The sequence below is a fragment of the Pseudomonas sp. B5(2017) genome (genome assembly GCF_002112825.1).
Classification (GTDB): domain Bacteria; phylum Pseudomonadota; class Gammaproteobacteria; order Pseudomonadales; family Pseudomonadaceae; genus Aquipseudomonas; species Aquipseudomonas putida_Z.
This window is the reverse complement of record NZ_NEIR01000004.1, coordinates 304,097-329,715: the sequence shown is the minus strand read 5'-3', so window position 1 is coordinate 329,715 and position 25,619 is coordinate 304,097. Positions and strand designations below refer to the sequence as shown.

12 protein-coding genes and 1 pseudogene are annotated in these 25,619 nt (G+C 63.2%); 9 read left to right on the top strand and 4 right to left on the bottom strand.

The annotated features are described in order from the left end of the window. Position 1 precedes the first annotated feature (1 nt). Together CAG00_RS08455 and CAG00_RS08450 are read right to left on the bottom strand one after the other, a co-directional pair. The gene (locus CAG00_RS08455) at positions 2 to 538 is read right to left on the bottom strand and encodes a (2Fe-2S)-binding protein (protein ID WP_025339998.1); all 537 of its coding nucleotides are present in this window, start codon (positions 536 to 538) and stop codon (positions 2 to 4) included. After that, positions 531 to 3,362 (bottom strand): xanthine dehydrogenase family protein molybdopterin-binding subunit, encoded by a 2,832-nt coding sequence (locus CAG00_RS08450; protein ID WP_085664031.1) that lies wholly within the window; start codon positions 3,360 to 3,362, stop codon positions 531 to 533. The genes CAG00_RS08455 and CAG00_RS08450 overlap by 8 nt, the downstream gene beginning before the upstream one ends. A 323-nt stretch (positions 3,363 to 3,685) precedes the next feature. Between CAG00_RS08450 and dsbD the strand changes: the two genes are divergently transcribed. From dsbD to dsbG, 3 genes are read left to right on the top strand one after another with little or no spacing between them, the layout of a single operon-like run. Further along, on the top strand, positions 3,686 to 5,401 hold the full coding sequence (gene dsbD / locus CAG00_RS08445) for a protein-disulfide reductase DsbD (protein WP_085664030.1): 1,716 nt from the start codon (positions 3,686 to 3,688) through the stop codon (positions 5,399 to 5,401). Further along, a complete protein-coding gene (locus CAG00_RS08440) occupies positions 5,401 to 6,237 on the top strand; it encodes a TlpA disulfide reductase family protein (RefSeq protein WP_085592815.1) in 837 nt (278 codons plus the stop codon). The genes dsbD and CAG00_RS08440 overlap by 1 nt, the downstream gene beginning before the upstream one ends. A gap of 1 nt (position 6,238) precedes the next feature. After that, the gene (gene dsbG / locus CAG00_RS08435) at positions 6,239 to 6,997 is read left to right on the top strand and encodes a thiol:disulfide interchange protein DsbG (protein WP_085664029.1); all 759 of its coding nucleotides are present in this window, start codon (positions 6,239 to 6,241) and stop codon (positions 6,995 to 6,997) included. Between the two features lie 134 nt (positions 6,998 to 7,131). Here the strand turns inward: dsbG and CAG00_RS08430 are convergent. Beyond that, a pseudogene (locus CAG00_RS08430) lies at positions 7,132 to 7,428 on the bottom strand (phosphopantetheine-binding protein); the annotation flags it as partial. A gap of 373 nt (positions 7,429 to 7,801) precedes the next feature. On the opposite strand from CAG00_RS08430, the gene CAG00_RS27780 reads away from it, so the two are divergent. The 6 genes from CAG00_RS27780 to CAG00_RS08405 all read left to right on the top strand — a co-directional run bounded on the left by CAG00_RS27780 (position 7,802) and on the right by CAG00_RS08405 (position 12,407). Then, on the top strand, positions 7,802 to 8,002 hold the full coding sequence (locus CAG00_RS27780) for a hypothetical protein (RefSeq protein WP_139832751.1): 201 nt from the start codon (positions 7,802 to 7,804) through the stop codon (positions 8,000 to 8,002). Positions 8,003 to 8,064: 62 nt separating this feature from the next. Continuing rightward, positions 8,065 to 8,931: an McbB family protein gene (locus CAG00_RS08425; protein WP_085664027.1), complete on the top strand. Its 867-nt coding sequence runs from the start codon at positions 8,065 to 8,067 to the stop codon at positions 8,929 to 8,931. Further along, a complete protein-coding gene (locus tag CAG00_RS08420; RefSeq protein ID WP_085664026.1) occupies positions 8,928 to 9,719 on the top strand; it encodes a microcin B17 processing protein McbC in 792 nt (263 codons plus the stop codon). The genes CAG00_RS08425 and CAG00_RS08420 overlap by 4 nt, the downstream gene beginning before the upstream one ends. Before the next feature lie 4 nt (positions 9,720 to 9,723). After that, entirely contained in the window at positions 9,724 to 10,926 is a 1,203-nt protein-coding gene (locus CAG00_RS08415) for a YcaO-like family protein (protein ID WP_085664025.1), read from the top strand. Further along, positions 10,923 to 11,678, top strand: a complete 756-nt coding sequence (locus CAG00_RS08410; RefSeq protein WP_085664024.1) for an ABC transporter permease — start codon at positions 10,923 to 10,925, stop codon at positions 11,676 to 11,678. Before CAG00_RS08415 ends, CAG00_RS08410 begins: the two co-directional genes overlap by 4 nt. Continuing rightward, a complete protein-coding gene (locus tag CAG00_RS08405; protein ID WP_085664023.1) occupies positions 11,679 to 12,407 on the top strand; it encodes an ATP-binding cassette domain-containing protein in 729 nt (242 codons plus the stop codon). 216 nt (positions 12,408 to 12,623) lie between these two features. Here CAG00_RS08405 and CAG00_RS08400 read toward each other — a convergent pair whose 3' ends face one another. Continuing rightward, positions 12,624 to 25,577: a non-ribosomal peptide synthetase gene (locus CAG00_RS08400; RefSeq protein ID WP_085664022.1), complete on the bottom strand. Its 12,954-nt coding sequence runs from the start codon at positions 25,575 to 25,577 to the stop codon at positions 12,624 to 12,626. Positions 25,578 to 25,619: the final 42 nt, after the last annotated feature.

Here is a 25,619-nt window from a genome sequence, read left to right as displayed (position 1 = left end):
CTCAACCCTCCTTGACCAGGCCGAGGTCGTTGAGCACCGTGCGGGTGGCGTCGTAGTAACGCACGTAGCCGGTGCAACGGCAGATGTGGTGGCCCAGGCTCGCCTCGATGCGGTCTTCCACCTCGCTCTTCTTCAACGGCTGGCGCTGGGCGGTTTCCACCAGCACCGTGGCGGCATTGACGAAGCCCGGCGCGCAGTAGCTGCACTGGAAGGCGAACAGGTCGACGAACTTCTGCTGGATCGGGTTCAGCGTGAGGTTGCCGGCCTCGTCCTGTCTGGCATGGCCCTCGATGGTGCGGACCTTCTTGCCCTCGAAGTAATGCGCGCCGGTAATGCAGGTGCGCACCTCCTCGCTGGTGCCGTCGGGGTTGTCGACGATCACCACGCAGGCGTGGCAGATGCCCTGGCCGCAGCCCAGGCGCGAGCCGGTGAGGTTCTGGTGTTCGTGCAGGTAGTCGATCATCGCCAGGTCGTCGGGGACCTCGACCGGGCCGACCGGTTGACCGTTGAGGGTCAGTTGCAGTGGACGGTTAGCCATTGAGGGCCTCCTTGATACGGGCTGGGGTGATGGGGAGATCGCGAACGCGCTTGCCGATGGCATGCGCGACGGCATTGCCGATGGCACCGACGACCGGGATCATCACCACCTCGGCGATGCCCTTGGACGGGTCGGTCGGTGACAGCGGCGGGAGGATTTCGCTGGTCTGCTGCCACACCGCCACGTCGCGCGCGTGCGGCAGGCGGTAGCGGTTGAAGTTCCAGTCGCCCTCCCCGGGCCCGCCCTCGTACAACGGCATTTCTTCGGTCAAGGCATGGCCGATGCCCATGGCGATACCGCCTTCGAGCTGGCCCTTGACCAGTTCCGGCACCAGCACCCGGCCGCACTCGACCCAGCTGTGGTGGTTGAGCACCTGCACTTCCTGAGTGCCCTTGTTCACCTTGACTTCGACAATGGTCGCCACCGGGCTGTAGTAGGTGACCATGGCGTTGTTCAGCTGGGTGTCGGGGTAGGCGGCGTTCTGCCGGTCGAGCAGGTGGTAGCCGTGGCTGCTCATCTGCGCCTTCTTGGCGTTCACCGCGCCATCACCGTACTTCACCGCCACCGCGTCGAGCGGGAAGCGCTCGCGCACGCCGTCGATGACGAAGTCGGCCTCGGCCCAGCTCCAGCGGTTGAAACCGTGCACGCTGACGCCAGTGACCAGGCCCATGTCATGGGCCTTTTGTGCCAGCTGGGCGAACGGGATCGGTGACAGGCCGTTGCCGGTCAGCTCGCCGTTGACCCATACCGCATTCTCGCGGCGCACCACCAGCGGGTTGGCCTGGCCGCCGTACGGGCCCTGGCGCCAGATGGCCATGGCCGCCGGCCACAGACCGTGGTTGAACAGCACGCGTGCCGCTTCGCGGGTGGCATGGCTGAAGTAGAAGGCCGAGTTGGTCGCCGACGACGGCGAAGCAAGCTTGCCGACCCAGCGCGGGTTGCGCAGCGCGGCGTCCTGCTCGGGCTGGCTGATCAGGTACGGGTTGCCGCTGGTGGTCAACTGCAACTCCGGCCATTCGGTGACCGCGGTCTTCACCTCGTCGGCCGAGCGGCCAAGGAAATCGCTGACCACCAGGGCCTGGGAGGTGGACATGCCGGTACCCAGCTCGGTGCCGATGTGGCGCAGGCTGATGCGCCCGTCGCGGCTGAATTCGATGCTGGCCATGGGGGCTTCGGAGCCGGTGCCGAAGTCTTTCTGGCAGATGGCAAAGCCCACGCCATACCAGTGGTCCGGGTCCTTGGCGTCCATCTGCTGCTTGCGCGCGTCGCGGTTGCGCCACCAGTCGTGCACGGCGGCCTTGTCGAGAATCTCGTACAGGCGCAGGGCGCCGGCCGGGACCGCGCCCTGGGTGTTCTTCATGCCCGACTTCAGCGCGTTGGCGCGGCGCAGGTCGATGGCATCGACGCCCAGGCGCCCGGCGATTTCATCCACCATCATTTCGGTGGCGGCCATGGTCTGCAGGGTGCCGTAGCCGCGCATGGAGCCGGCCTCGACGCCACGGGAATGATAGGCAGTGACCGACAGGTCGTTCTGCGGCATGTAGTAGATCGACTGCGCCGCCGTGGCCCCCACCGCTGCCACCGACGGGCTGTAGTTGATACGCCCGCCGCCGTCGCAGCTCATGTCGGCGCGGAAGATCTTGAAGCTGTTGTCCTTCTTGTCCACCGCCAACTGGTAGCGGATATCGAAGGCATGGCGCTTGATGCCGCTCTGGAACTGCTCGTAGCGGTCGTTGGCCAGGCGGATCGGCACACCGGCGCCATACAGCGCGGCCACGGCGGCGTAGAAGACGAAGATGTTGTTGTCTTTCGAACCGTAGCCCACGGTATAGCCCGGGTGCATGTTCAGCGTGTTCAGGGCGAAGCGCGACGGCTTGATCATGTGCACGCATTCCTGCGCCACTTCGAACGGGCACTGGGTCGCGACCACGAAGTGCAGCGTGCCGCTGGCCGGGTCGTACCAGCCGTTGCCGTTGTCCGGTTCCAGGGCGGCCGGCTCGATGGACGGCGTCTTGTAGCGCTCGTCGAACACCAGCCATTCCTCGGGTGGGTTGTCCAACTGCTCGGCCATGCGCTTGGCGTAGAACAGGCCCTGCTCGGTCAGATCGCCATGCTGGTTGGGCTGCTTCGACCACACCGGCTTGCGGTTGAGGATGGTGGGGAACAGCATGGAATTCTTCAGGCTGGAAAATTCATCGTCGTCGAACGGCGTGGCACCGCCCACGCGCACGAAGCGGAAGCTGCCGTAGGGGTCGCGCTGGTACAGCGGCGCCTGGGCGCCATAGCGGATCGCCTGGTCGTTGAACTGCAGCTTGCGCTTGGCCTGGCGGAAGCGCTCGAAGTCGTGCCAGATCAGGATCGCCACCGGGTGGCCGATGAACATCGGCACCTTGCCGGGCGGCAGCAGCGGGTCGGGCGAGTGGGCCTCGGGCCAGGCGATGCCGTCCTTTTCCAGGTCGGCAGCGGTGACGATGCGGTCCGGCTGCAGGTCGGCGCCAAGCAGGCTGAGGTCATGGCCGGCATAGATACGGTCGGCCTTGGTCGCCTTGAGCAGCAGCGCATGACCCTGCTGCGCGGGCCAGCCGGGCATGTCCTTGGCACGGATGTCGCGGGCGAACACCTTGTCGCCGCACACCTTGGACAAGGCGTCATTACGGAAACGCGCCTTGCCGTCATGGTTCATCCACTTCTGCGGCGAGGTGGTGACGCGTTCCTCCATCAGCGCGGCGAATGCCTGGCTGCCGAGCGGCGCCATGGTCACGCCGACACCAGCGATCAGGCCGCCTTGCAGGAAGGCGCGCCGGGAAATATCACGGTTGGACATGCTTGATCCTCTGGGCAGCAGGGGTACTGCCCTTTTTTTGATTCTGGTACTAGCCTGAAAAGCTGACCTGTACGTCAACTTTACAGCAATTGTGTTGGCGCAGGCAAAGTCAAGTCGACAATATGTCGCGACATGTCTGGGATCTGGGGCGGAATTTGCTCTGGGGCTGGTAGGTGTTTGTCTTAGGATCTCCCAGGCGCAGACAATCCCACGGCATACACCTCCAAGCCCTGATGCGCCCCCTGACCAAAAACCAGAGTTAACCTTGGGTTAATCGACCCAAGCCAGCATGACCCCTTTCAACGTACTGCCAAGGCGAAGACATGCGCGTCCTCCTGCTCTTCCTGACACTGCTGCTGGCCGGCCCGTTGCAGGCCAACCCGTTCGATGTCAAACCGGACTTCCTGCCGGTCAACCAGGCCTTCGTGCTTACCCACGACCGCCAGGCCGACGGCCAGATGCGCCTGTTCTTCCAGATCCAGCCTGGCTACTACCTGTATCAGAAACGCCTGAAGTTCGACGGCCTGCCTGCCGAACAGCACCCGCAACTGCCGGCCGCTCTCAACCATCACGACGAGTTCTTCGGCGACAGTGCGGTGTACCGCGACCAGCTCGAACTGCTGCTACCGGCCGATGCCCGGGGCCAGCTGCGCCTGGGCTGGCAGGGCTGTGCCGACGCCGGCCTGTGCTACCCGCCGCAAACCACGTTGGTCGACCTGGGTGGCAGTGTGGCGCCGGCGGCCGAACAAGCCAGTGACCAGGCCCTGGCCAGCGACCTGCAACAAGGCCACCTGGCCTGGAGCCTGCTGGCGTTCTTCGGCCTGGGCCTGTTGCTGGCCTTTACCCCCTGCTCGCTGCCGATGCTGCCGATCCTCGCCGGGCTGGTAATGGGCAATGGCGCCAGTGCCCGGCGCGGCTGGATACTGGCCGGGGTCTATGTACTGAGCATGGCCCTGGTGTATGCCGCCCTGGGCGTGGTCGCCGCGCTGCTGGGTGCCAGCCTGCAGGCCTGGCTGCAGCAACCCTGGCTGCTGGGCAGCCTGGCGGGGCTGTTCGTGCTGCTGGCCCTGCCGATGTTCGGCGCCTTCGAACTGCAACTGCCCGCCGCCGTGCGTGACCGTCTCGACCGCGCCGGGCAAGGCACCCGTGGCGGCAACCTGTATGGCGCGGCGCTGCTCGGCGCGCTGTCCGGCCTGCTGATGGGCCCGTGCATGACCGCGCCGTTGGCCGGCGCGCTGCTGTACATCGCCCAGAGCGGCGACGTGCTGCAGGGGGCGCTGGTACTGTTCAGCCTCGGCCTGGGCATGGGTGTGCCGCTGCTGTTGCTGGTAACCCTCGGCAACCGCTACCTGCCACGCCCGGGCGCCTGGATGAACCGGGTCAAGGGCGTGTTTGGCTTCGTGTTCCTGGGCATGGCGCTATACACCTTGCGCAGCCTGCTGCCCGCAGCATTGCTGCTGGCCCTGAGCGGCGCCTTGCTGATCGCCCTGGCCTGGGCTGCCTGGCCGGCCCTGCAGCGGTTGCCGGCGTTGCGCGCGTTGCCGCTGCTGGGTGCCCTGTGGGGCGGCCTGCTACTGGTAGGTGCGGCGGCCGGTGGCGACGACCTCTGGCAGCCGCTGCGCCCGTTCGCCGGTGGCGGCGCTGCGTCGGCCACCGGCCAGCACACCGAGGACGCCTTCGTCACCGTCAGCCGCCCCGAAGACCTGCAACGCGAACTGGATGCGGCCAAGGCCCGTGGCCAGTGGGTGATGCTCGACTACTATGCCGACTGGTGCGTGTCGTGCAAGGTCATGGAAAAACAGGTGTTCGCCCGCAGCGACGTGCAGGCCGGCCTGGCCGGTGTGCACCTGCTGCGCCTGGACGTGACCGCCGACACCCCGGCCAGCCAGGCCCTGCTGCAGCGCTACCAGGTACCTGGCCCGCCCAGCATCATCTGGGTCGGCCCGGAAGGCGACGAACGCCGCGCGCGGCGCATCACTGGTGAGGTGGATGCAGCCGCCTTCCTGCAACACTGGACCCAGACCAGGAGCCAAGGCTGATGCTGACCGTAACCCTCGGGCCACTGACCATGGCCCTCAACCACCTGCTGATGCTCACCGCCCTGGTGATCGCCAGCATGGTCGGCTGGTGGGTCGCCCGGCGTGGCGGCGAGAGCCCGGAATCGGCACTGTTCAACCTGTTCCTGATCGGCCTGCTGTGCGCACGCGCCGGCTTCGTGCTGGCCTATTGGCCGATGTACCAGGACGACCTGCTGCAGATCATCGATATCCGTGATGGCGGCTTCCTGTTCTGGTCGGGCCTTGCCGGCATCGTACTCGGCGCCTTGTGGCAGGGCTGGCGCCATCCGGGCCTGCGCCGTCCGCTGGGCTGGGCGCTGTTCAGCGGCGCGCTGTTCTGGGGCCTGGCCAGCCTCGGTGGCCACCTGTACAGCAAGGGCACCGAACTGCCCGAGCTGAGCCTGCGCAAGGCCAACGGCCAATCCGTAGCGTTGCACAGCTACCGCGGCAAACCGCTGGTCATCAACATCTGGGCCACCTGGTGCCCACCCTGCCGACGCGAAATGCCGGTGCTGCAACAGGCGCAAAGCGCTTACCCGCACGTGACCTTCCTGTTCGTCAACCAGGGCGAGACCCCGGAAAACGTCAGCACCTTCCTCGCCACCACCGGCCTGAGCCTGACCCACGTGCTGTTCGACGGCACCGGCTTGCTGGCCCAGCGCGTCGGCTCCATGGCCCTGCCCACCACCCTGTTCTACGACGCCGACGGGCGCCTGGTCGGCAGCCATCTGGGCGAGCTGTCCCGGGCCAGCCTGCGCCACGCCCTGGAGCCTTTCGACCGGGCCACCGCGCCCGCCCCTGCCGCACAAGGAAACTGACATGCGACTGACTGCACTGCTGCCCCTGTCCCTGGCCCTGCTGGCTGCCCCCACCCTGCAGGCCGAAGAGCTGCCCAAGGCGATTGCGCAACTGCAAGCCAAAGGCGCCGTGATCAAAGGCAGCTTCGACGCCCCCAACGGCCTGCGCGGGTATGCCGCCGAGTACCAGAACAACGGCCTGGCGCTGTACCTCACCCCTGACGGCAAGCATGTACTGGTTGGCAGCCTGTTCGACGAACAGGGCAACGACCTCAGTGCCGAGCCGCTGAAAAAGCTGGTGTATGCGCCGATGAGCGAGGAAATCTGGGCGAAGATGGAGAAAACCTCCTGGATCGCCGACGGCAAGGACGATGCACCGCGCAAGGTGTACCTGTTCAGCGACCCCAACTGCCCGTACTGCAACATGTTCTGGGAGCAGGCACGGCCGTGGGTGGAGTCGGGCAAGGTGCAGTTGCGCCATATCATGGTCGGCATCATCCGCGAGGACAGCCCGGGCAAGTCGGCGGCGCTGCTGGCGGCGAAAGACCCGGCCAAGGCACTGCACGAGCATGAAAAAGCGGGCAAGGCCAGCACACTGAAACCATTGGCACAGGTGCCAGAGGCGGTGCAGCAGAAGCTGGCGGCGAACATGGCGCTGATGGAAGAGATGGGTTTACAGGCGACCCCGGCGATCTTCTATCAGGATGACCAGGGCAACCTGCAGAGCCAGCAAGGCGCGCCGCGGCCGGAGTTGCTTGGGAAGATTCTCGGCAAGCGCTAAGTACACCGTTGCCTGTTCCGGCCTCATCGCCGGCAAGCCAGCTCCCACAGGGACCTCACAATATTCAAACCCTGTGGAGTACCTGTGGGAGCTGGCTTGCTGGCGAAAGGGGCGCACAGCGCCCCCCAGGTTTCCTATAACCCTTCCAGCTCGGCCATCAGGTCACTGAGCCGGTCGACCTTGTCGTCATCCAGCACACTGCCCTGCAGCCCCTGCACATACACCGCCAGCTCCTCCACCGTGCTGCACTCGAACATCGCCCGCAACGGCACGTTCAACTGCAACTGCTTCTGCACCCGCGAGGCGATCTGGGTGGCCAGCAGCGAATGCCCGCCCAGCTCGAAGAAGTTGTCGTGCACCCCGACCCGCTCGGCCTTGAGCACATCGGCCCAGATACCGGCCTGCACCACCTCAAACTCATTGCGCGGAGCTCATCAAGTGGCGCATTTCTCTGAACCACGATCAGGTTTTACATCTTGAAACACTAACTTCCACATCCAAAACAATAAACACACTTCTACTCCGCCAATCGCAAAAAGAACACTCACTACTGAATCACATATCAATCTCACGAGACATACAGACCAGCCCCACACCAAAGTAGGAAGTTTCTCACTCTCGCAATTAATCATTGGACATTCATCAGAGATACCCCTCAGCCAATTCCCACAACACCAACTGAAACTTAAACAACCAGATAGCGGCCTTAGCAGCGAATCACTCCCAACAAACTTGACGCACATCAAGTTCAACTCTAAACCTGCAGTCACCCCGGTGTTCGGGGTCACGCTGAAGGAGAGTTAAATGAGCAATCAATTTGGCATCACCCTCATGACATTGGAGTTCGATAAAGACTGCAACATGGAGTCGGAATTCTTCGGAGGGTCTGGTAGCAAAGGCGGCTGCGGCGGAAGTGGTGGATGCGGTGGCGGTGGTGGCTGTAACGGCGGCAGTGGTGGACATAACAATATTGATCTCGACACCCTCAAACAGAAAGGACGCTAAGTAAACAGCGGGCGCCCAGTGGCCGTACAACTGGCGCCCGCCTCACTTACCAGGAAATAACGATGAAGATGCTAAGAATCCACAACTATGAAATCCTCAATTTTGATTCCGAGCCAATGATCTTCTCCGCCACAGGCTTCACCAAAATCACAGACCCCAAATTAGCAAAAGCATTACGACACATTGCTGACACACAGTCCTCCCTCCTCCACCGCGACGAACTTGAGCAAATATTAACAAAAGAAGGCCTACATCTTCAGAGCTCTATTGAGTTCCTCAAATCCATATTGATCGTCGGCGAACAAACAAACGCTCCCTATTTCGAAAACGCCGTACTTTATAGCGACATGGAAATCCCCAATACACTCAAGAACCACCTTGAAAGCAAATTGCAGGGGGCGATTACAACGCAAAGCCTCCCGACAACCCACATACCTGAAGCAACATCACCCACCCTATTTGTATTCGCGTGCCTCAAGCTTCGCCCCGAATCACTCAGATTAAACTATACAAAATTACTGAAACAAAATAACCACTGCGGAGCAAGCATTGGATACATTAGCGGTAATCAGTTCCACTTAACTGAACCTTACATACCATCAATAGGTAATCCCTGTGCTTTCTGCACGCTTGATCGAATCACACATTATGAAACATTGAGAAGCAGCCAACATCACTGGAGCAAGATCTTGACCTTTTGCCGAGCACAAAAGATTGACTTACCGAAAACCCCTATAGACGACCTCCAGACTGCATTGATCATCGGCACCGTCACTTCATTCATAAGCAAATTCACGCGACCTCAAAAGTCAAAGATCACCCAAGACCGAGTCTTGCTTTCCAGAACACTAAATCTTGACGATGGCACACTTATTGAGGACAGCAGTTTTCACTGGCCACTCTGCCAATGCTTGGAATCTAAACCATGACTATTGCTCACGATCAGTACCTCAAATACATCACTCCTGAAGTCATGGATGACACCTTAGCCTTTCACGCCAAAGGGAACTATACGATCCATCGATCAACACAACACATAAGCACCCTCCACAACATCCCATCAAAGACACTAGAGAAGCTAACAGGAAACGAACTCCCACTTAACGTCTTCACAAATTCAAGCAACCACACAGCGCTCAGCCTCAGCACCTTACCTGCAAACCACTGCCTACGAAGAAATGATTCTTGCCCTCATTTCCCAGGGCACACCATAGCTTTTGATACCGTCCGCTCGCTACTCGCACCGCTATTAAAAAAGAATGAACTTAGTTATAAAATAGGTTACCCGAGCGGTGGAGCACTTTACCCAGTAGAAGTATTTTGCATCAACTTGCACAACAAAATCGACCACTGGCCAACTCAAAGCAACGCTCTGCACTTGCTTCCTTCATCACAAACATTTGAGGCACACACTCCAACAATTGATATCGACAAGCTCTCTCGAGCAATCGTGCCAGACTGCAGCAACATAGGCTCCCCAGCACTCGCTATCGCCTACTTCATTTACTTACCCAAGGCGCTATTCAAGTATCGGTATCGAGGTTACCGTCTTGCACTGATGGAAAGGGGCTCGATGTATATGCTCACAGACCTACGCTGCAAAGAACTTGGTTTAGAAGGAAGGCCGTGGTCGGGCTTTACCGACCACGAAGTAACAAATGGGCTTAATTTGAACCCAGCGTTATTTCTGCCTGCATGCATTCAGCTAGTTGGGTGAGCCAATGAATTTCTATAACGAGATCCATACCCCTTCGCGGGTAGATTTTGAACTCTTGCGACCGAGTGCAGTGACCCACATCCCACACACTGTAGAATGTGGCAGCCGATGGCGGACATACGGCTCAAGCAGCGACTGGTCATCTGACGTAATCAAAACAGCAATCGGTGAACACTTCGAACGTAAGCACTTCTACCTGGATGTCCCTGCCCACGACACAAACACGCTAGATGTAGGCCTTACGATCGAGGAGCACAAAGCATTTATCGAAGCGCTCTCGCAAACGGCTATGAATGGTGGAGGCAACCTACTGAAGCACCACCGTTTTGACCGCACGAATGTTTATAGGATCTCTGACTTTTCGCGCTGCCTCATACCCACCGTCTGCATTTCCATTTCACCATGCAGGAACCCCATTGACAACCAAATCTACCCGATGGGTGATACTTGTGGCTGCAGCGCGCATGTAGACATTGAAGCCGCTATCACAGGCGCGCTCAAGGAAGCCTTAGAGCGACAATTCCTTCTAAGATTTTGGCTGACTAAAACCTGTACGGCGGTGATCAAACAAGATGAGGCTTGTGCCATGCTTATGGATTGCCCCAGCCTTGAACTCTTCAGAGAGTTTGCCCAATCAGGCGAGACAATTATCCTAGACCTCACGGACGAACGCTTCCCTGGCAGTTGCATATTATTCTGCTATGGCAACAAGCACAACAAAGACGCAAAAGTTAGATTTTGCGCAGGCATGGCGTATGCCGACACACCTGGCAACGCACTAAAAAAGGCTACAGTCGAGTTATGGCAAAAATTTCGATACATGTTATCTCTCGATAGCAGCAACTCGCAAGAAAACGACATCGAAGACCCTTATCTCAAGCACTTCATGAATTGCAACAAATACGAGACCTTCGATCAAATTTCAACTCAAATCACATCACACCGTTCCATCATCAACCGCTCACCACCCCCCTTTAACTGCCAAAACCTGATCAACACTATCAGACGTCTCAACCTTGATGGCTACCTCTATTTATCACACATGCCCGCAGCCCGATCAAACCTGTATTTTTGCAAATACATATCGCCAAACCTATTCCTTCACATGAACAACTCCTTCTCCTTCAACACACTAAACAACCATTCTCGAACCTTTTATAAATCCATCATCCCAGAACAACTAACCCAAATGGTACCTTTCCCATGACCCTCCAAGGACCACATACCGTAACGCGAACAAAACAGATCTTCTCTGTCGCCAAGATATTGCTACTTGAGCATCTGCGAGAACCCACAGCATTGCTGTGGACTGCTGCAGCACCCTGTTTGATGTTTGTATTGCTTAGGCAAAACTCCTCACTCACAGTCCCATCAGACTCAACATATACATCCTCTGCTGCTTGGTTTTACGCCTACATCGCTGCAAACGTCGCCTTCTTTGGCCTCAGTTTCTACCTGATCGGCAGACGAGAAAGCGGCTTCGTACGTTCATTCATCTACCAACGAGAGGCGATCACGCTTTTCCTTACATCACACGCCGTCAGCTATACGCTGGTCAGCGTCATATACGCTAGTTTCTTCTACTTCATTTCCAAACCACTTTACGGTCTCTATTCGCTGCCGGAATTCCTGCATCTCACAGCCGCGTTCTATACAAGCTATATGATATTTTCCTGCATCGGCCTGGCCATCGCCGCGATGCCGATTAAATTCAGTACTGCCGGCACATTATTCTCGCTTCTTTCATTCCTTATGCTCCTTTCTGGTTACTTGGGTGCCACACAAGCAAATGACACTCATTGGTTAGCCTTGATCAACCCCTTGCACTTAAGCACAAAAATAATAAACGGAGAGTTACCACTCGCCACCAGCTTTTTCGCAGCCTTTGTCAGCTCAACAGCCGGACTCTATTTGACAGGACGACTGTTTAGAATCCAACCCATCTGGAGTCGATATTAAGTGAACCTACTAAACATCAACAATCTCAGCTTCTCGCACATCAAAAAACCATTATTACAGAACATCACACTAAACCTAAAAAAAGGAGAAGCAGTCGGCATACTGGGTAGTAACGGGGCGGGCAAAACAACGCTTTTCGACCTGATCTGCAACATCAGAAAACCAAGCAACGGCACAATCATAAATTCATCCAGACAGCAGGCTTATCTGACTCAAGTACTGACACCACCGCCCTTGCTCAGGATGAGCGAAGTCTACCAACTGATTACACATTTAAACTCCAGATCTGCACCGGATCACTGCGAGGTGCTTTCGCGCCTCTCTGAATGGTCACCTTCCCTGTCGAAACGGTATGCTGAAATCTACAAAAAGAAGGCATCTACTTGCAGCTATGGCGAAGTCCGGAGTTTTGTCACACTGACGCTACTGCTCATGGGCAGCGACCTGATCATCCTCGACGAGCCGACTGCGGGGGTAGACCCAGAATTCAGACACCACATATGGCTAGGTATAAAAAACGCGTGCAAAAACGGGGCTAGTGTTTTGATTTCATCTCACTATACCGAGGAAATTGCCACAAACTGCCATCGTTTCTACATGCTCGCTCATCAACACCTCGAGCCATTTGAGAATGCTCATGAGTTTCTCGCTCGCTACCATGCGGACTCTTATGATGAAGCATTCATCAATGCGTCGATGTCGCAGGAAAAAATCGGGGCCGCATCATGATGGCGAAGAACCATGGGAAAGATGGGCTTGCAGGTATGGCACCGGCTGCGCCGGAGTTCGCGGGCATGCCCGCTCCCACAGGTACAGCGCCAAACCTCGAAAACAACGCCGTATCTGTAGGAGCGGCCTTGTGTCGCGAAAGGGCCGCATAGCGGCCCCAGCAATTTCAACTTTTGTGCACCAATCCTGGGGCGGTGCAGGCCTCACCCGCTCAGGTCACAACCCCTCCAGCTCAGCCATCAGGTCACTGAGCCGGTCGACCTTGTCGTCATCCAGCACACTGCCTTGCAACCCCTGCACATACACCGCCAGTTCCTCCACGGTGCTGCACTCGAACATCGCCCGCAACGGCACGTTCAACTGCAACTGCTTCTGCACCCGCGAGGCGATCTGGGTGGCCAGCAGCGAATGCCCGCCCAGCTCGAAGAAGTTGTCGTGCACCCCGACCCGCTCGGCCTTGAGCACATCGGCCCAGATACCGGCCAGTACCTCTTCCAGCTCGTTGCGCGGCGCCTGGTAGGCATGGCTGTGCTGGCCACCGATGTCGATGGCCGGCAAGGCCTTGCGGTCGAGCTTGCCGTTGGCGTTGTGCGGCAGGCTGTCGAACCAGCCCCAGTGCAGTGGCACCATGTACTCCGGCAACTCGGCACGCAGGCGCTGCTTGAGCTGTTCCAGCAACGCAGCGTCGGCTGCAACGCCCTGATGCGCCACCAGGTAACCCACCAGGTGCTTGCCATTGACGCCCTCCTGCACGCCAACGGCAGCGTCGCGGAGCTCCGGCTGTTCGTGCAGGCGGGCTTCGATTTCGCCCAGTTCGATGCGGTAGCCGCGAATCTTCACCTGATGGTCGATGCGCCCGACATACTCCAGCACCCCGTCCGGGCGCTGCCGCGCCAGGTCGCCGGTGCGGTACAGGCGTTCGCCCGGTGCACCATGAGGATGGGGAATGAACGCCAGCGCCGTACGCACCGGGTCGCCGACATAGCCACGGCCCACGCCGGTGCCGGCCACGCACAACTCACCTGTCGCACCCAGTGGCACCAGCGCCTGGTCCTCGCCGAACAGATACAGGCGGTTGTTGTCGGTCGGCGTGCCGATCGGCAGGTAGCTGCCACGGGTCGAGGCGGCATCGACGCGGAAGAACGCCACGTCATCGGAGCACTCCGCCGGGCCGTAGGCGTTGACCAGGCCGATCCGCGGGTAACGCTGCAGCCACTGCGCCGCCAGCTCCGGTGGCATGGCTTCGCCGGTCGGCAGCATCCAGCGCAGGCCATCGAGGGCCTGGTGGTCGTTGGCCAGCATGCCCTGGATCAGCGACGGCACGCTCTCCAGCACGCTGATGCCGGTGGCCTGCACATGCGCCAGCAGGCCCTGCGGGTCATGGGCGATGGCGTTCGGCACGATCTCCACCCTGGCGCCGAACAGCGGCGCGGCAAGGAACTGCCACACCGAAATGTCGAAGCTCTGCGAGGCCGTCTGGGCGATCACGTCCTGCTCGCCGAGCGCCAGGTACGGCACCTTGCTCAGCTGGTTGTTGAGCATGCCGCGCTGCTCGACCATCACCCCCTTCGGCAAGCCGGTGGAGCCTGAGGTGTAGATCACATAGGCGAGGTTATCCGGCCCGCTGTGAATGCCGGGATTGTGGCTGGCCACCGGGCTGGCCTGGATGTCTTCCCAGACCAGTAGCTGCGGCCGTGCCGCCACTGCAAGCTGGTCCAGCAACTGCCGCCCTTGCCCGGCACAGGCCGCGCTGCACACCAGCACGGGTGTACGGCTGAGCTCGATGATGCTTTGCAGGCGCGCCGCCGGCAGGCCCGGGTCCAGTGGCAGGTAGCCGGCGCCGGCCTTGAAGCTGCCGACGATCATGCCCAGCAGCGGTAGCCCACGCTCGGCCAGCAGTGCCACCGGCTGGTCCAGGTTCACACCCGCCGCGATCAAGGCATGGCCCAGGCGGTTGGCCGCCAGGTTCAAGCCGGCGTAGTCGTAGGACGCGTCCAGGCAGCGGGCCACGGTACGTTGCGGATGCGCGGCCACCTGCGCCTCGAACTGCGCGACGTAGCTCTGTTCCAGCGGATAGGCGCGCGCGGTACGGTTGCAGTCCTCCAGCAAGAAACGCTGCTCCTCGGCGCCCAGCAACGGCAGTGCGCTCATCTCCCCTTCAAAGCCTTGCACCAGCGCCAGCAGCAGGCGCTTGAACTCGGCCAGCAGGCGCTCGACGGTCGGGTAGTCGAAGTAGCGCTGGTCGAACGACAGGTGCAGGCCAAGGTCATCGCCCGGGTAGCACACCGCTGTGAGCGGGAAGTTGGTGTGGGTACGGCCCGAGTCGGAGCTGGCATTCAGGTGCTGGGCGTGGTCGAGCACGGCAGTTTCCACCGGCGCGTTCTCGAACACGAACAGGCTGTCGAACAGCGGCTGGCCCTTGGGCAGTTCGCTGCATTCCTGGATCGCCACCAGCGGCAGGTATTCATATTCGCGCAGCTCCATGTTGCGCTCCAGCAGGCCTTGCAACCACTGGCGCACACTGCAGCGCTCACCCGCCACCGGCAATTGCACGCGCAGGGCGACGCTGTTGATGAACAGGCCGACGGTACGCTGCATCTGCGGCATGCTCACCGGGCGCCCGGCCACGGTCACGCCAAAGGCCACGTCGCGGTCGCCACTGTAGCGCGCCAGTACCAGGGCCCAGGCCGCCTGGGCGAAGGTGTTGACGGTGAGCTGGTGGGCCTGGGCCAGCTCGCGCAGGCGCACGCCGTCGCTCACCGCCAGGCGCGTATAGCAGTCGCCGACGATCATGCCGCTACCGGCATGGTCGTGGCGCAGCGGGCGGTCGCTGGGGATGGGGGTGGCACGTTCGAAGCCGGCCAGGTTGGCCTGCCACCAGGCTCGCGCGTCGTCCAGGCCCTGGCGTTGCAGCCAGCCGATGTAGTCGCGGTAGCGCGGTGGCACCGGCAAGCGGGCCTGGCGCCCCTCGCCGAGGGCCTGGTAGATCTCGAAGAAATCGTTCATCAACAGCGAACGGCACCAGGCATCGATGAGGATGTGGTGGTTGCTCATCATGAACCAGTAGCGCTCGTCGGCCACACGCACCAGGCGCAGGTGGAACGGCGCCTCGCTGAGCAGGACGAAACCGGCCTCGCGTTCCTGCTTGTGCAAAGCCTGCAGGCGCTGCTCCTGGGCGTCGTCGTCGAGGCCACGCCAGTCCTGGTAGTCCACCGGCGTGTTGCCCGGCTTGTGGATGATCTGCAGCATCGCCTCGCCGGTGTTCCAGCTGAACGATGCGCGTAGCGCTTCGTGGCGCGCCACCACCGCCTGCCACGCCTGGGCGAAGCGTTCGGGGTCGAGCGCGCTGTTGATGCGGTAGCGGTCCTGCATGTAGTAGAGGCCGGTGCCCGGCTCCAGCAGGGTGTGCAGCAGCATGCCCTCCTGCATCGGCGTCAGCGGGTAGACGTCCTCGATTTGCGCTGCCGGTACCGGCAGCGCGTCGATCTGCGCCTGAGTCAGGTGCGCCAGCGGGAAGTCCGATGGCGTGAAACTGCCGTTGCCATCAGCCAGGCAATGCTCGACCAGCGCCAGCAGCTCCTGGCGATAGGCTTCGGCCAGGCTGGCGATGGTCCGCTCGTCGTAGCGTTCGGTGCTGAAGGTCCAGCGAAGTTGCAGGGCGCCGCCGTACACCTGGCCATCGACACTCAGCCAGTTGGGCAGCGGTGCATCGAGGTCGTGGGCCAGGCCGGCCGGGGCGTCCATCGGCTGGAACAGGGCTGTGCTGTCGAACTGCTGGTCGAACTGGCCCAGGTAGTTGAAGGTGATGCGTGCCTGCGGCAGGGCCGCCATCTGCTCGCGCCCTGCCGTATCGGCCAGGTAGCGCAGCACGCCGTAACCCAGCCCTTTGTGCGGCACCTGGCGCAGCTGCTCCTTGATGCGCTTGATCGAGCCTGCCCGCGCCGCATCGTCCTCGCCTGGCAGCGGGCGCAGGCTCAGCGGGTAGGCGTTGGTGAACCAGCCGACGCTGCGGGTCAGGTCCATGTCTTCGAACAGCCCGTCACGGCCATGGCCCTCAAGCTGTACCAGCACTTCTTCATCGCCGCTCCAGCGGCACAGGGCACGCGCCAGCGCGGTCAGCAGCAGGTCGTTGACCTGGGTGTGATAGGCCGCCGGGGCCTGCTGCAGCAACTGCCGGGTCTGCGCCACATCCAGGCCGATGACCAGGGTACGGGCGTGGCGGTGCAGGTTGCCGCCCTGCGGGTGATCACATGGCAGTTCACGGCGCACGCCACCCAACTGGCCTTGCCACCAGCCCAGCTCGTCGCGCAGCGAATCGCTGCCGGCATAGCTGGCCAGGCGTGCGGCCCAGTCGCCCATGGCGTGGGTCTTGGCCGGCAGCGGCTGGCCACGGTACAGCGCTTGCAGGTCTTCCAGCAGCACGCGCCACGACACGCCATCGACCACCAGGTGATGGATCGCCAGCAACAGGCGCTGGCCGCCCTGCCCGTCATTAACCAGCAAGGCGCGCAACAGTGGGCCCTGTTCCAGGTCGAGGCTGCGTTGCAGGTCGGTGTACAGCGGTTGGCAATCGGCGAAGTCGGCGACCGTGGCTGTCCACAGTAACTGCCCGGTGGCAGGCGAAGCATATTCGGCCTGCCAGCGGCCCTGGGCCATGCCAAAGCGCAGGCGCAGGCTGTCGTGGTGCTGCACCAGGCCGGCCAAGGCTCGCTCCAGTACCCCCTCATCCAGCGGCTTGCGCGCCTCCAGCAGAACAGCCTGGTTCCAGTGCTGCGGCTGTGGCACTTCACTGTCGAAGAACCAATGCTGGATCGGCGTGAGGCCGGTCTGACCCTGGCGCTGGCCCTGTTCGATGCTGCTGGCGGCTTCGCTGCGCTGAACGATGGCGGCCAGGGTCTGGATGGTCTGATGCTGGAACAGGTCGCGCGGGGTGAACTGCAAGCCGGCCTGACGAGCCCGGCTGACCACCTGGATCGACAGGATCGAGTCGCCGCCCAGTTCGAAGAAGTTGTCCTGCACGCCGACCCGGGCAACGTTGAGCACGTCGCGCCAGATCTGCGCCAGTTGCGCTTCCACCTCGTTGCCAGGCGCCTGGTACTGCTGGCGTGCCTGCTCCAGGTCCGGCAGCGGCAGCGCACGGCGGTCGAGCTTGCCGTTGCCCATCAGCGGCAGGCTGTCGAGCAGCACCAGGTGCGCCGGCACCATGTAGTCCGGCAGGTGCTGGCGGGCATCGGCTTTCACCGCGTCGCGCAGCAGGCCCTGGGCCTCGCTGTCGGCAGCGGCCTGCCCGCACACCAGGTAACCCACCAGTTGCTTGCCGCCCGGCAGGTCGAGGGCCAGCACCACAGCTTCGTCGACATCGGCATGCGCCTGCAGGCGGCTTTCGATTTCGCCCAGTTCGATACGAAAACCGCGAATCTTCACCTGCTGGTCGGCGCGGCCGACGTACTCGACCAGGCCATCGCTGCCCAGGCGCACCAGGTCACCGGTGCGATACAGGCGCCCGCCTTCGCTGCCGAACGGGTCGGCGACGAAGCGCTCGGCGCTAAGGCCCGGGCGGTCGTGGTAACCCTGGGCCAGGCCGGCACCGCCGACATACAGCTCGCCAACACCGCCTTGCGGCAACAGGGCAAGGTCTTCGTCGAGGATGTAGGCCGTGCGGCTACCGATGACGCGGCCGATCGGTACGCTGCCCAGATCCGCCGGCAGTGTCTGTGGTGCCAGGCAGGCCAGCGGCATGACCACGGTTTCGGTCGGCCCGTAGGCGTTGAAGAACTGCTGTGGCGCGAAGGCCTGGCGGATGCGCTGCAGGTGTTCGCCGGTCAGCGCTTCACCACCGGTAATGACCAGGCGCACTGGCAACTGTTCGCCCTGCCCGGCCAGGTACTGGGCCAACTGGCTACCGTAGCTGGGCGTGAAGCCGAGGATGCTCACCTGCTGCTCGCGCACCAGCTGGCAGATTTCTTCGGCGCCCCACTGCCCCTGGGCGCGCAGCACTACGCGGGCGCCACACAGCAGTGGCACCCACAGGCGTTCGCTGGCGGCGTCGAAATTGATCGAATAGAAGTGCAGCTCGCAGTCATCGCTGCGCATGCCGAACGCGTCGATCACCGCCTGGCAATGCATGGCGAACTCGCCGTGGCTGACTACCACGCCCTTGGGCTTGCCGGTGGAACCGGAGGTGTAGATCAGGTAGGCCTGGTGCTGCGGCAGGTTGAGGTTGTCCAGCGGCGCATCGCTGTAGGCCGACAGGCTGGCGCTGTCGTCCTCCAGGCTCCAGCGCGCCACGCCTTCGGGCAACTGCCCCAGGGTTTGCAGCAGCGTGCGCTGGCTGAGCAGCAGGCCGATGCGGCTGTCTTCGATCATGTAGCGCAGGCGGTCGAGCGGGTATTCGGGGTCGAGCGGCACGTAGGCGCCACCGGCCTTGAGGATGGCCAGCAGGCCGACGACCATTTCCAGCGAACGCTCCAGCGCCAGGCCCACACGCACCTGCGGGCCGACGCCACGCTCGCGCAGGGCGCGGGCCAGGCGGTTGGCCTGCTGGTCGAGTTCGGCATAGGTCATGTGCCGGCCGGCGAAGGTCAACGCGCCAGCGTGTGGCGTGCGCGCAGCCTGGGCGGCGAACAGGCCGTGCACGGTCTGGTCGAGAGCGAGACCCTGCTCGCCCTGCAACTGGCCCGCCAGCAGCTGCTGCTCGGCGCTGCTCAGCATCGGCAGCTCGCACAGGCGTTGTTGCGGGTTGTCGAGCAGGCCCGCCAGCAATTGCTGCCAGTGCTCGGCCATGCGTGCGATGCGTGGCTCGTCGAACAGGTCACGGCTGTAGGTCAGGCAGCAACCCAGGCGGCCGTCGAGGTCGGTCACCTCCAGGTACAGGTCGAACTTGGTGGCGCTGGCGTCGTTGACCAGGTAATCCACCTGCATGCCGGCAAGCTGGCGGCTTTGCTGGAAGGCCCAGCGCTGCACGTTGCACATCACCTGGAACAGCGGGTTGTAGGCGCTGCTGCGCGGTGGCTGCAGGGCTTCCACCAGCTGGTCGAACGGCAGGTCCTGGTGCGACTGGCCTTCGATGGCAACCTGGCGTACCTGCTCCAGCAACTGTGCGACGCTCATCTGGCCGTCCAGCTCGCAACGCAGCACCTGGGTGTTGAGGAACGCGCCAATCAGCCCTTCGCTTTCCGGGCGGATGCGGTTGGCCACCGGCGCGCCAATGCGCAGGTCACGCTGGCCGCTGTAGCGGTGCAGCAAGGCGGCCAGGGTGGCAGTCATGGTCATGAACAGGGTCAGGCCGCGCTGGCTGTTGAAGGCATGCACGCGGGCGACCAGCGCCGGGTCGAGCTCGAAGCGGTACAGCTCGCCACGGTGGGTCTGCACTGCCGGGCGCGGGCGGTCGGCAGGCAGCGCCAGCACCGGGTGTTCATCGCCCAGGCGGGCCTGCCAGTAGGCCAGCTGGCGGGCGCCCTCGCCGCTTTCCAGCCATTGCCGTTGCCACACGCTGTAGTCCAGATACTGCACCGGCAGCGGCGCCAACGGCGATTCGCGGTCATCGACGAAGGCCTCGTACAGCTCGCCCAGTTCGCGGGCGAAGATGTCCATGGCCCAGCCTTCGGTGACGATATGGTGCAGGGTCAGCACGAAGAAGTGCTCGCGCTCTTGGGCTTTGACCAGACAGGCACGCAGCAACGGACCGCGCTCCAGGTCGAACGGCTGGTGCGCCTGGTCGTCGGCCAGTTGCTGCAGGCGTTGTTGGCGGGCATCGGCGGGCAAGGCGCTGAAGTCCTGCCAGTCGAGGTGCAGGCTGCTGTTTTCGGCCACGCACTGATACGGCACGCCATCGATGCTGGGGAAGGTGGTGCGCAGGGTTTCGTGGCGCACCACCAGCGCCTGCAACGCACGCTCGAAGGCATCCACATGCAGGGTGCCGCGCAGGCGCGCCATGCCGCCGACGTTGTACGCCGGGCTGCCCGGCTCCATTTGCCAGAGGAACCACATGCGCTGCTGGGAGTACGACAGCGGCACCGCCTGGCGGCGGTCGACGCGGGTGATTGCGCCTTGCAGATTGCGCTCACCGGCGGCACGGATACGCGTGATCTCGGCACAGAAGGCGCCCAGCTCGCTGGCGTCGAACAGGGCCTTGAGCGGCAGCTCGACATCGCAGGCCTGACGCGTGCGCGAGACAATTTGAGTGGCCAGCAGCGAATGGCCGCCGAGGGCGAAGAAGTCATCCTGCAGGCCAACGCGCGGCAGGTTCAGCACTTCACGCCAGATGGCAGCGACCTGCTGCTGCAACTCGGTTTGCGGCTCGATGTGCTCCCGCTGCTGCCACACCGGGGCCGGCAACGCCTTGCGGTCGACCTTGCCGCTGGGGCCCAGCGGCATCTGCGCCAGCGGGATGAGTTGTGCCGGCACCATGTACGCCGGTAGTTGTTCAGCCAGCACCGTCAGCAATGCATCTGGCTGGGCGCTGCCACTGTAGTAGCCGACCAGTTGCGCGCCTACGGCATCCTTGTGAATCAGCACCAGCGCCTGTTCGACCCCCGCTTGCGCCAGCAGGCAGGCCTGGACTTCCTCGGGTTCGACACGGAAGCCACGCACCTTGACCTGCTGGTCGAGGCGGCCAAGGTATTCCAGCGCCTCGGTCTGCACCTGCCAGCGGGCGCGGTCGCCACTGCGGTACAGGCGCTCGCCATTGCCGTCGGCCCGGGGCACGAAGCGCTCGGCGGTGAGGCCCGGGCGACCCAGGTAGCCACGGGCCAGGCCTGCACCGCCAAGGTACAGCTCGCCCGGCACACCGGGGGCGGTCAGTTCCAGTTCGTCGTCCAGCACACGGCACAGCACATTGCCCAGCGGGCGGCCGATCGGCGAGCGTTCGCCATCGGTGGCCTGGCAGTGCCAGTGGGTGACGTTGATGGCGGTTTCGGTCGGGCCATAGCGGTTGTGCAACTGCACCTGTGGCAGCACCTGCAGCACGCGGTCACGCAGTGCCGCGGACAGCGCTTCGCCACCGGAGAACAGCCGGCTCAGGCTGCTGCAGGCACCCGCCTGCGGCTCCTGTACGAACACCTGCAACAGCGGCGGCACGAAGTGCAGCGTGGTCACGCCATGGGCCTGCACCAGCGCGGCGATGCGCTGCGGGTCGCGGTGCTCGCCAGGGCCGGCGAGCACCAGCTTGCAACCGGTCACCAGTGGCCAGAAGCATTCCCACACCGAAACGTCGAAGCTGATCGGCGCCTTCTGCATCAGCACGTCGCTGTCGTCCAGCACATAGCTGGCCTGCATCCATTGCAGGCGCTCGGCCAGTGCCGCGTGGGTATTGCCCACGCCCTTGGGCTGGCCGGTGGAGCCGGAGGTGTAGATCACATAACCCAGGTTGTCGCCATGCAGGTGCAACCCGGGGGCATGGCTTGGCCAGCTGTCCAGGTGCAGCTGGTCGAGGGCGATGGCGCTGACGCCGTCCACCTGTGGCAGCTTGCCCAGCAGGTTGCTGTGGCTCAGCAACAGGCCAGCGTTGCAGTCGGCGAGCATGTAGGCCAGGCGCTCGGCCGGGTAATCGACGTCCAGCGGCACATAGGCACCACCGGCCTTGAGAATGGCCAACAGGCCCACCAGCAGCTGCGGCGAACGCTCGACGGCGATGGCCACGCAGGTGTCGGGGCCGACGCCTTTGTCACGCAGGTAGTGGGCCAGACGGTTGGCTTGCTGGTGCAACTCGGCGTAATCCAGGCTGCCACCGTCCCACACCAGGGCGGTGCGCTGCGGGGTCAGGCGTGCCTGGTCATTGAGCTGCTCGACCAGCAGGCGCTGCGGCGCCGCAGCGGGTGCCTCGCCCCAGCTCAGCAGTTGCGCGCGGCCAGGCTCGTCGAGCAATTGCACCTCGCCCAGCGCCCGCTGCGGCCCGGCACACACCTGCTCGAGCAGGGCCAGCAGGTGCTGGGCCAGGCGCTTGACGGTGCTGGCATCGAACAATTCGGCGGCATAGTCGAAGGCCAGGCTCAGGCGGCCCTGGTGGTCTTCTTCACTGTGCAGCTGCAAGTCGAACTTGGCTTCGCGACTGTGCCACGGCAGCTCTTCGGCCAGCAGGCCCGGCAGGCGGCGCAGGGCAGACAGGTCACGTTGCTGGTGGTTGAACATGACCTGGAACAGGCCTTGCTCGCGAGCCTCGGGCAAGGCTTCGAGCAGTTGCTCGAACGGCAGGTCCTGGTTGGCCTGGGCATCCAGGGTGGCCCGGCGCACCTGGGCCAGCAACTGGTCGAACGGCAGGCGGCCATCGAGTTGCGCACGCAGTACCTGGGTGTTGATGAAGAAGCCGACCATGCCTTGGGTTTCCAGGCGCGGGCGGTTGGCGTTGGGCACGCCGACACGGATATCGGCCTGGCCACTGTAGCGGTGCAACAGCGCCTGCCAGCCGGCCAGAAGCACCATGAACAGGCTGGCCTGCTGTTCGCGGGCCAGGCCCTTGAGCGCTTCGGTGAGCCTGGCCGGTACCTTGAGGTTGAAGCGGGCGGCGCGGTGGTCGCGCTGGCTGGTGCGCGGGTGGTCGGTGCACAGGTCGAGCACCGGCAGTTCATCCCCCAGATGCGCCTGCCAGTACTGCAGCTGACGCTCGGCTTCGCCTGCGGCCAGCCACTGTCGCTGCCAGGTGCCGTAGTCGGCATAACCCAGGGTCAGCGGTGCCAGGTTGGCCTCGAGACCCTGGCAATGGGCGGCGTACAGTTTGGCGAATTCGTCGAGCAGGATGTTCAGCGACCAGCCGTCGGCGACGATATGGTGCAGGGTCACCCACAGTTGATGGTGTTCATCGTCCAGGCGCACCAGGGTCACCCGCAGCAACGGCCCCCGGGTCAGGTCGAACGGCTGGCGAGCTTCGGTTTCACGCTGGGCGGCGACCTGTTCGGCGGCCTGGCCTTCGAGGTCCAGGCGGCGAAGGTCGAACGGCTGCTGCGCCTGGATGCGCTGCAGGGCCTGGCCGTTCTCTTCGGCAAACAGGGTACGCAGCGATTCATGGCGCGCCACCAGCGCCTGGAAGGCCGCTTCCAGTGCGTTTTCGTCCAGCTCACCGCGCAACTGCAGGCCGGCCGGAATGTTGTAGGCCGCCGACTGCGGGTCCAACTGCCACAGCAGCCACAGGCGGTTTTGCGCCAGCGACTGGGGTAGCGCCTGGGTGCGTTCCAGGGTAGCGATGGTGCCGACCCGGCCACCGCCTTCGGCGATGATCGCGGCCACGGCCTTGGCGTAGTCAGCCAGTATCGGCGCCTCGAACAGGGTGCGCAGGCCCAGCTCGATGCCCAGTTCATCAGCCAGGCGTGCGGTGGCGTGGGTGGCGGCGATGGAGTTGCCACCCAGCAGCAGGAAGTGGTCGTCTGCCGCCACCGCCTCGACCTTGAGGATGTCGCGCCACACACCGGCGATGCGCGCCTGCAGTTCATTGCCGGCGGCATCCGTGGCAACGGGCTCGCTCACCTCAGGGAAGCGGGCGTAGCAGTCCAGGCTGCCATCGTCCATGCGCAGGCGGCAGGCCGAACGCTGCAGCTTGCCGCTGGAGGTCTTGGGTAGCGCCCCCGGGTTCAGCAGCAGGACCACGGCCGGGGCCTGGCGGCAGGCGTCGGCGATCACCTGACGCAGGGTCTTGATCAGCTCCCGGGGCTTGATTGCCTTCTGCACGTTGCGGCTGATTTCCACCGCCACGCCAATGTCCTCCTCGCCTTGCTGCTCGACGGCGAACACTGCCACCCGGCCTTTGCGCAGCACCTCCACTTCGCGCTCGAGGGTCTTTTCCAGGTCCTGCGGGTACAGGTTTTGCCCGCGCACGATCAGCATGTCCTTCAGGCGCCCGGTGACGAACACTTCCCCTTCGCGCATGAAGCCCAGGTCGCCGGTACGCAGCCAGGTCTGGCCGTCCATCTCGACGAAGGTGCGGGCGCTGGCCTCGGGGTTGCGCCAGTAGCCCAGGGCGATGCTCGGGCCGCCGGCCCAGATCTCGCCCACCTGGTTGTCGCCCAGCACCTGCAGGCGTTGTGGTTCGACAATGCGCACGGCATGCCCGGGCTGCGGGTAGCCACAGCTCATCAGCACACTGCCCTTGCCAGGTTCCGCACGGTTGTCGGCAAAGGCTTCGGCGTCCAGCTCCAGCGCGGCGATGCCCTGGCCACGGCGGCTGCCGCTGACGAACAGGGTCGCCTCGGCCAGGCCATAGCTGGCGAAGAAGCTCTGCGGGTCGAAGCCGCAGGCCTGGAACTTGTCGGCAAAGGCCGCCAGGCTGTCCTGGCGGATCGGCTCGGAGCCGGAATAGGCCACCCGCCAACGGCTCAGGTCGAGCCCGGCCAGGGAGGCCTCGCTGACCCGCTCGCTGCACAGCCGGTAGGCAAAGTCGGGGCCGCCGCTGATGGTGCCGCCGTACTCGCTGATGGCCTGCAACCAGCGCAGCGGCCGGGCCAGGAAGTAGCCCGGCGACATCAGCACACAGGGCACGCCGCTGAAGATCGGCTGCAGCAGGCCGCCGATCAGGCCCATGTCGTGGTACAGCGGCAGCCAGCTGACGATCACATCGTCTGGGTTGAGGTCGATGCCAAAGCCTTGGCGGATCAGTTGCTCGTTGGCCACCAGGTTGCCATGGCTGACCTGCACGCCCTTGGGCAGTGCGGTGGAGCCGGAGGTGTACTGCAGGAAGGCGATGTCATCACCCTTGAGCGCGGGCTCGCGCCAGTTCGCAGCCAGCGCCGGGGCCAGGCCATCCACCGCCAGCAGTTCGGGGGCGTTGACCGCCGCCAGGGCCTCCAGGCCCTGCAGGCTGTCGTGCAGGGCCGCGACGGTCAGCAGCAGGCGCGGCTCGGCGTCGTCGATGATCGACAGCAAGCGCTGCTGGTGGTGCTGGCGCGCGGACTCCGGCGGGTAGGCCGGCACCGCAATCACACCGGCATACAGGCAGCCGAAGAACGCCGCAACATAGTCTGGCCCGCTGGGGAACAACAGCACCGCGCGGTCGCCGAAGCTGGCCCGGGTTTGCAAGGCAGCGGCGATGGTGCGCGCACGCTGATCGAGGTCCCGGTAGCTGAGCACGGCCTGCTCGCCGGGAGCGTCGGCCAGAAAGCGCAAGGCGACTTTGTCCGGGGTCTGCGCGGCGCGTTGCGCCAGGGCCTGGACCAGCGAGAGCGGGAGTTCGAAGGCGTCCGTCATGGGGTGTTCCTGCCAGTGTCTGGTTGGGTCGGGCCGGCTGCT